This window comes from Mesorhizobium sp. M7A.F.Ca.US.006.04.2.1 (assembly GCF_004022915.1).
In the GTDB taxonomy this organism is placed as follows: Bacteria; Pseudomonadota; Alphaproteobacteria; order Rhizobiales; family Rhizobiaceae; genus Mesorhizobium; species Mesorhizobium ciceri.
In genome coordinates this window covers 1-8,133 of sequence record NZ_RZQA01000204.1, presented here as the reverse complement: position 1 = coordinate 8,133, position 8,133 = coordinate 1, and the positions used below count along the sequence as shown (strand labels likewise).

Annotated in this window: 5 protein-coding genes and 1 pseudogene; 3 read left to right on the top strand and 3 right to left on the bottom strand. The window is 64.9% G+C overall.

The window, feature by feature from the left end:
• Positions 1–2,076, bottom strand: a 2,076-nt coding sequence (gene mutS / locus EN925_RS13395) for a DNA mismatch repair protein MutS (RefSeq protein ID WP_128336600.1), incomplete at its 3' end; no start/stop codon positions are given.
• A gap of 213 nt (positions 2,077–2,289) precedes the next feature.
• On the opposite strand from mutS, the gene EN925_RS13390 reads away from it, so the two are divergent.
• Positions 2,290–4,569, top strand: coding sequence for an NADP-dependent malic enzyme (locus EN925_RS13390; RefSeq protein ID WP_024501796.1), 2,280 nt, complete (start codon positions 2,290–2,292; stop codon positions 4,567–4,569).
• 33 nt (positions 4,570–4,602) lie between these two features.
• On the opposite strand, the gene EN925_RS13385 is transcribed toward EN925_RS13390, so the two are convergent.
• Together EN925_RS13385 and EN925_RS13380 are read right to left on the bottom strand one after the other, a co-directional pair.
• Positions 4,603–5,304, bottom strand: coding sequence for an antitoxin Xre/MbcA/ParS toxin-binding domain-containing protein (locus EN925_RS13385; protein WP_127384829.1), 702 nt, complete (start codon positions 5,302–5,304; stop codon positions 4,603–4,605).
• Positions 5,305–5,693: 389 nt separating this feature from the next.
• Entirely contained in the window at positions 5,694–6,686 is a 993-nt protein-coding gene (locus EN925_RS13380) for an adenosine kinase (RefSeq protein ID WP_127274470.1), read from the bottom strand.
• A gap of 230 nt (positions 6,687–6,916) precedes the next feature.
• Between EN925_RS13380 and EN925_RS13375 the strand changes: the two genes are divergently transcribed.
• Together EN925_RS13375 and EN925_RS13370 are read left to right on the top strand one after the other, a co-directional pair.
• Complete coding sequence (locus EN925_RS13375; protein ID WP_013528051.1) at positions 6,917–7,849, top strand: EamA family transporter; 933 nt, start codon at positions 6,917–6,919, stop codon at positions 7,847–7,849.
• 90 nt (positions 7,850–7,939) lie between these two features.
• Positions 7,940–8,133: pseudogene (locus EN925_RS13370) on the top strand (cysteine biosynthesis protein CysZ); the annotation flags it as partial.

The following is an 8,133-nucleotide window of genomic DNA, read 5'->3' as shown; positions in this document are numbered from 1 at the left end:
GGCCGATGTCGCCGGTACGAACGAGCCGGTCTGGGCCAGGATGGCGATCAGCGCGTTTTGCCTGAGAAACGTCGACTTGCCGCCCATGTTCGGGCCGGTCAGGAGCCAGATGGCGCCGTTCCGGGCAGCTCCCTCCGGCGACAGGTCGCAATCGTTGGCGACGAACGGGCCTTCGCCGGAGCGGCGCAAGGCCTGTTCGACCACCGGATGCCGCCCGCCCGTAATCTCGAAGGCAAGGCTCGAATCCACCACCGGCCGGCACCAGGCTTCGCTTTCCGACAGAAGCGCGAGCGCCGCGGAGACATCGAGCACGGCCAGCGCATCGGCGCCGGCGCGGATCTTCTCCGCTTCGCCGACCGCTTCCGTCGTCAGCGCCTCGAAGGCGGCCAGTTCGATGTTGAGCGCCCGGTCGGCGGCATTGGCGATCTTGGTCTCGAGCTCGGCAAGCTCGGTCGTGGTAAAGCGCATGGCGTTGGCCATGGTCTGGCGGTGGATGAAGCGCGCCTTGGCGCCATCGCTGCTGGTCATCACCGCATGATGGTTGGCGGTCACCTCGATATAGTAGCCAAGCACATTGTTGTGCCGGATTTTCAGCGAGCGGATGCCGGTCTCGTCGATCAGCGAGCGTTCCAGCCCGGCGATCACCTTTCGCGATTCGTCGCGCAGCGCCCGCATCTCGTCGAGATCGGCATGGTAGCCGCCACGAACGAAGCCGCCGTCGCGCTTGAGCAGCGGCAGTTCGTCGCCAAGTGCCTGCATCAGATGCTGCGAAAGCGCTTGGGGCAGTGCATGGATGGCGGCCAATGCCGCCGCAAGTTCCGGGGGCAGGGCGGTGGCGGCAAAGATTTCGGCGATCGCGCCTGCAGCCTCGAAGCCGGCGCGCAGCGCGCCGAGGTCGCGCGGCCCACCCCGGTTGAGCGCCAGCCTGGACAGCGCGCGGGGCATGTCGGCAACGCTCTTCAGGCTCGACCGCACCGCCTGGCAAAGTCGCGTTTCGGAACGGAAGAACGACACTGAGTCCAGCCTGGCGCCGATCGCCGCCGGGTCGGTCAGCGGCGCCATCAGCCGGTCGGCGAGCAGCCTTGCGCCGCCGCCGGTCACCGTGCGGTCGATCGCCTTGAACAGCGAGCCTTCGCGGCTGCCCGACAGCGTGCGCAGCAGTTCCAGATTGCCGCGTGTCGCCGGATCGATGAACAGGGTCGAACCCTGCTCCTCGCGTTCGGGCCGCGACAGCGGCGGGCGCTCCGCTTTCTGCGTCTTCTCGACATAGGCAATGGCGCCCGAGATCGCCGATAGTTCGGCGCGCGAAAAGGCGCCAAAACTGTCCGGCGTCGCCACATCGAAGAAGCGGGCGATGCGCCCTGTCGCCGACGCCGAATCGAACAGTGACGGTGGTTGCGGGCTGGCGACGCGGCCGAGCACGTCGAACACCGGCTTCAGCTCCGGATCGTGGAACACTGGCTCGGCAACGATCAACTCACGCGGATCAACACGGAAGATGTCAGCCAAAAGCCGGTCGGCGGTGGTGTCGGTGACGCGGAAGGCGCCGGTCGAGATGTCGATCCAGGCCAGCGCAAAGGAGTGGTCCGCTCCGCCTTTCACCCGCCCCAGCGCCATCAGGAAGCTCGATTCCGACGGCGCCAGCAATTTGTCCTCGGTGATGGTGCCTGGTGTCACCAGCCGCACCACATCGCGGCGCACCACCGATTTGCCGCCGCGTTTCTTCGCCTCGGCCGGATCTTCGATCTGTTCGCAGACGGCAACGCGGAAACCCTGGCCGATCAGCTTCTGCAGATAGTCGTCAGCAGCATGCACCGGCACGCCGCACATCGGAATGTCGAGCCCTTGATACTTGCCGCGCTTGGTCAAGACGATGCCCAGCGCCCGGCTCGCCTTCTCGGCATCGTCGAAGAACAGCTCGTAGAAATCGCCCATGCGGTAGAACAGCAGCGAATCCGGGTTTGCCGCCTTGATCTCGATGAATTGCTCGATCATCGGCGTGGCGCCGGCGTGGGTGGTCGGCACCGGCGTCATCGCCTCGGGGGCGTCCGGCTCGTTCGGGCTGTGCATGTTCATGCGCCGCACGCTAGCAGATGTGATCGCGCGGTTTAATGCCGGGGCTTCGAAAAACAGGGGACGACCGGGACGGCAGGATGCCCGCAATCGCGCGTACCAACCGCGATTCCGCACGCTGGCGGTTTACACGCGGCGGCGCGTGGTCTTAATTCGGTCCGACACAAAGCACCCGCTTCAACGAGGTGCTGCACCGGTGAGGAAATCAAGAACATCATGGCCAGGAAAACCGAGAACAGCGGTCCGTCCGTCAGTGCGCAGGAAGCGCTCGAATTCCACGCCATGGGTCGCCCCGGCAAGCTGGAGGTCGTCGCCACCAAGCCGATGGCGACGCAACGCGACCTCAGCCTCGCCTATTCGCCTGGTGTCGCGGTTCCGGTCCTGGCCATCGCCGAAGACCCCTCGCGCGCCTTCGACTACACGACGCGCGGCAACATGGTCGCCGTCATCTCCAACGGCACGGCTATCCTCGGTCTCGGCAATCTCGGCGCGCTGGCCTCCAAGCCGGTGATGGAGGGCAAGGCGGTGCTGTTCAAGCGCTTCGCCGATGTCGATTCCATCGACCTCGAGGTCGACACCGAGGACGCCGACGAGTTCATCAACTGCGTGCGTTTCCTCGGGCCCTCTTTCGGCGGCATCAATCTCGAGGACATCAAGGCGCCGGAATGCTTCATCATCGAGCAGCGGCTGCGCGAATTGATGGACATTCCGGTCTTCCATGACGACCAGCACGGCACTGCGATCATCTCCGCCGCCGGCCTGATCAACGCGCTGGAGATCACCGGTCGCGACATGAAGACCACGAAAATGGTCTGCAACGGCGCCGGCGCCGCCGGCATCGCCTGCATCGAGCTGATGAAGGCGATGGGCTTTTCGCCCGAAAACATCATCCTGTGCGACACCAAGGGCGTGGTTTTCCAGGGCCGCACCGAAGGCATGAACCAGTGGAAATCGGCGCATGCGGTCAAGACCGAGGCGCGCAGTCTCGCCGAGGCGCTCGACGGCGCCGACGTCTTCCTCGGCCTCTCCGCCAAGGGCGCGCTGACCACCGCCATGGTGCAGTCGATGGCCAAGAACCCGATCATCTTCGCCATGGCCAATCCCGACCCGGAAATCACGCCGGAGGAGGTCGCCGAAATCCGCACAGACGCCATCATGGCCACAGGGCGTTCCGATTATCCCAATCAGGTCAACAACGTGCTCGGCTTCCCCTATATCTTCCGCGGCGCGCTGGATGTCAGGGCAACCACCATCAATGACGACATGAAGATCGCCGCCGCCCAGGCGCTGGCGGCACTGGCGCGCCAGGACGTGCCCGACGACGTTGCCGCCGCCTATCAGGGTAATCGGCCGAAATTCGGCCCCAACTACATCATCCCGGTGCCGTTCGACCCGCGCCTGATCTCGGCCATTCCGATTGCGGTCGCCAAGGCGGCGATGGATTCAGGCGTCGCCCGCAAGCCGATCCTTGACCTCGACCGTTACGCGCAGGAACTGTCGGCCCGCCGCGACCCGATCGCCTCGACCCTGCAGCGCATCTACGACCGCGTGCGCCGCCAGCCCAAGCGCATCGTCTTCGCCGAGGGCGAGGAGGAACAGGTCATGCGCGCCGCCGTCTCCTATGTGAACCAGAAGCTCGGCACCGCCATCCTGCTCGGCCGCGACGACGTCATCAAGGAAAACGCCAAGCACGCCGGCATCGATCTCAACAAACAAGGCATCGAGATCATCAATGCAAGGCTGTCGCGCCGCAACGGCATCTACACCGACTACCTCTACGAGCGCATGCAGCGCAAAGGCTTCCTGTTTCGCGACTGCCAGCGGCTGATCAACAACGATCGCAACCACTTTGCCGCCTGCATGGTGGCGCTGGGCGACGCCGACGGCATCGTCACCGGCGTCACCCGCAACTATTCGACCGCGCTCGACGACATCCGCCGCGTCATCGACGCCAAGCCCGGCCACCGCGTCATCGGCGTCTCGATCGTGCTGGCGCGGGGCAAGACCGTGCTGGTCGCCGACACCGCCGTGCACGATATGCCGAACGCCGAGCAGATCGCCGACATCGCCGAGGAGGCGGCAGGCTTTGCCCGCCGCATGGGTTATGAGCCGAGGCTCGCCATGCTCGCCTATTCCACCTTTGGCCATCCGCAGGGCGAACGCTCCGAGCGCGTCCAGGAAGCCGTGCGCATCCTCGACAAGCGCCGCGTCGATTTCGAATATGACGGCGAAATGGCCGCCGACGTCGCCCTCAACGCCCGCGCCATGGCGCAATATCCGTTCATCCGCCTGACCGGCCCGGCCAATGTGCTGATCATGCCGGCGTTCCACTCGGCCTCGATTTCGACCAAGATGTTGCAGGAACTCGGCGGCTCGACGGTGATCGGGCCGCTGCTGGTCGGCCTGAACAAGCCGGTTCAGATCGTGTCGCTGAATGCCAAGGACAGCGATATCGTCAACATGGCGGCGATCGCGGCGTACACGGCGGGGACTTGAGGGGCTGGCCTCAGCGGTGAGTCGGCGAGGCGTTCAGCCCGGCGCGAATATGCGAGCGGCCTCGACGACCTCGTCCACCTGATCCTGCCGCAGCAAGTCGATCGGGACGCGGCCGTCGAGCTGCGCCGAGGGCCGCGTCAGCCACAGCCATGCGAGCCTCGGATTGGTGATCAGGGATAGCACGTCGCGAATGCCTGCAACCGGCCGGCCGTCGACGAACTGCACCAGCGGGAAGACATGTTTGCGGCCGCCCTTGCGCAAGGCGATGACCTCACCCCGCCGCTGCCAGCGGTGCAGGGTCGAGCGGGCGATGCGCAGATGCTCTTCCAGATAGGTCGAACCGGCGACGCGGCCGGCCCAGTCCTCGATCAGCATCGATTCGAGATCGTCGGACTTTGGCAGCGAAGGAGGCTCGACATCGGCCAACGGGGTCGTCGGCGGATTTGTCACGCCGGCAATACCGGCTTCGCTGCGGCGCGCGGCTTCCGCCGCCAGCGCGCGCACGAATTTCGAGGCCAGGCCGGGCAGGTCGGCATGGATGGCGTCGATGGCGCGCTGGTGCTTCGGTGACAGCAAGGTGACAGCGGACGCTATGCTGCCGGCGATCTTGCCGACCGAGACCATGGTGGGCTTGTTGATGGCCTCGTCATAGTGGGCAAGTGCACGTTCGACGTCTTCCGCGACCATCTCCGCGAAGTCGTCCTGCTTGAGGCCCTGGATTTGAAATCTGTTCATGCATCTGTCTTCTGGCCGCGCGCTCCCCCTCAGCTGCGGCCGATTGTTGAACTTCTAGTGCGGAAAACGGAAATCACGGCGGCGACGGATCCTGCCGCCCGACAGCTTGCTGTCTTGCATGTCTTGACACCCCAACTGACTGAGGGCGCACAGATGTTAGTCGCGGGCGCCCAGATTGCGTGTAGGTGTCATGTGTGACAGCCGCGCGACGGCATTTCCTTCTCCCCTTGTGGGAGAAGGTGGATTGGCGCGTAGCGCCAAGACGGTTGAGGGGTGTTCCAGCTTGGCGCCAAGCTACCCCTCACCCGGATTGCCATCCGATTTGTAAAGGAAAAATCGGGGCAATCCGACCTCTCCCACAAGGGGAGAGGTTAAAAGCGTCGGGACCCCTACAGCAATCCCGCCTGCTCAGCCTCGCGGCGCAAATTCTGACGGGGCCTGGGGCCGATCTGCTGGATCACCAATCCGGCTGCCAGTGAGCCAAGGTCGCCGCAAGTCTGCAGGTCGCGGCCTTGCGTGTAGCCATGCAGGAAGCCGGCGGCATAGAGATCGCCGGCGCCCGTCGTGTCGACCAGTTCCTTGATGGCGGTCGCCTTGATCACCACGGTCTCGTCGCCGCGCACGATCACCGAGCCTTTTTCCGAGCGGGTGACGGCGGCGATCCGGCAATCCTTGCGGATCTGGGCCAGCGCCTCGTCGAACGACGATGTCTGGTAGAGCGATTTGATCTCGTGGCTGTTGGCAAAGACGATGTCGACCGTGCCCGAGCGCACCAGGTCGAGGAATTCGTCGCGGTAGCGGTCGACGCAGAACGAATCCGACAGCGTCATCGACACTTCTCGGCCTGCCGCGTGCGCCAGCTTCGCCGTCTGGCGGATCGCTTCCTTGGCGCGCGGCGGGTCCCACAGATAGCCTTCGAAATAGGTGACCTTGGCGCCAGAAGCCTTATCGGCCTCGACATCCTCCGGCCCAAGCTCGACGCAGGCGCCGAGATAGGTGTTCATCGAACGCTCGCCGTCAGGGGTGACGAAGATCATCGACCGCGCCGTCGGCGGCTCGCCCTTGAGCGGCGTGGTGTCGAAGGCGACGCCCTGTGCATGGATGTCGTGGGCGTAGATTTCGCCCAGCGCATCGTTGGAAACCTTGCCGAAGAAGGCGGCGCGGCCGCCGAAGCTGGCGACGCCGGCCGCCGTGTTGCCGGCGCTGCCGCCGGACGCTTCGATCGCCGGGCCCATGCGGCTGTAGAGCAGTTCGGCGCGTTGTGTGTCGATGAGGTTCATCGCGCCCTTGATGATGCCGTTGGTCTCGAGGAATTCCTCGTCGCACTGGGCGATGATGTCGACAATGGCATTGCCGATGCAAAGCACGTCATAATCCGGCATCAAAATCTCCGCCAAAAACCCGAGCCGGCTTCTTGCCACGCCGGCCCGGCGCGGGTCTAGCGATTTGAAACCGGTTTGCCTAGGGCGTGACACGCAACTTTGGCGGAACAGGCAAAGGCGCATCAGCCGCGAGGCGCTATGACAATTCGACCGTGGCCGAAGCATTTCATCGCCGCACCGCCTATAAGCCTGGATCAGACGATCCCGCTTCGAAGGCGAGCCAGCCCCCAATGTCTACAAAAAGCATGTCGACGAAGAACGAGCCTGCAAAAAACGATCTGACCACCGACCTGGTACTGCTCGTCGTGCTGGCAGTGCTCTGGGGCGCCTCCTACACCTTCATCAAGATCGGCGTCGAAACCATCCCGCCGGTCACCTTCATTGCCGCCCGCACCCTGATCGCTGGCGGCATCCTGTTGGCCATCATCCGCTGGCGCGGGCTCGCCTTGCCGGGCGATGCTGCAAGCTGGCGCCGCTTCGCCTTCCAGGCCTGCCTCAACAGCGTTATTCCGTTCACCCTGATCGCCGCGGCCGAACGCTCGGTCGATGCCGGCCTCGCCACCATCCTCAACGCGACCTCGCCGATCTTCACCTTCCTCTTGACCGCGCTCATCACCCGCCACGAGCCGGTCACCTTGCGCAAACTGATCGGTGTGGGCGCCGGCATTGCCGGCATCTGCCTCATTATCGGCACGCAGGCGCTGAGTGGCCTCGGTCATGAATTGTGGGCGCAATTGGCAATCGTCGCCGCGACGGTCTGCTATGCCGGGGCCGCCATTTTCGGCCGCGGTTTCAAGGGCCTCGACCCAATGCTACCGGCCGCCGGTTCCATGTTGTGCGGCGCCGTCATCCTCGTGCCGCTCAGTCTGGTGTTCGACCAGCCGTGGACGCTGGCGCCATCGACCGCGTCGATCCTGGCCCTGCTCGGCCTGTCGGTCTTTTCCACCGCGCTGGCCTTCGTCATCTATTTCCGCCTCATCCACACGCTGGGTTCGGTCGGCACCACCTCGCAGGCCTATCTGCGCGTGCCGATCGGCGTCGGCATCGGCGCTCTCTTCCTCGGCGAAAGTCTTGGTTCGACGGCATGGCTGGGCATGGGTTTTGTCGTGGCCGGGGTCGCTGCCATGACCATCCCGGTTCGAAAGCCGGCATTTGCGCGGTAGACGCCAGCCCGCTTGTGCTCATGGCCTGCGCTGCCTATCTCGGAAGCATCCGCCTTTTAGGCGGCGTCCGCTAACCGGGGGTGTGACAAGGTGATTTTCGACGCTGCCCGCGCTGCGGCCCTCGAGCTGATTTCGCCTCCCTTTCGGGCCGTGTTCGTCAAGACGCTGGGCTTGACCGTGCTGGCACTGGTGGCTCTGTGGTTCGGCCTGACGAGCCTCGTCGAGTGGCTGGCGCTGCCGTGGCTGCAGACGCTGTGGCCCGGCATGCCGTCCTGGGCCGGGTG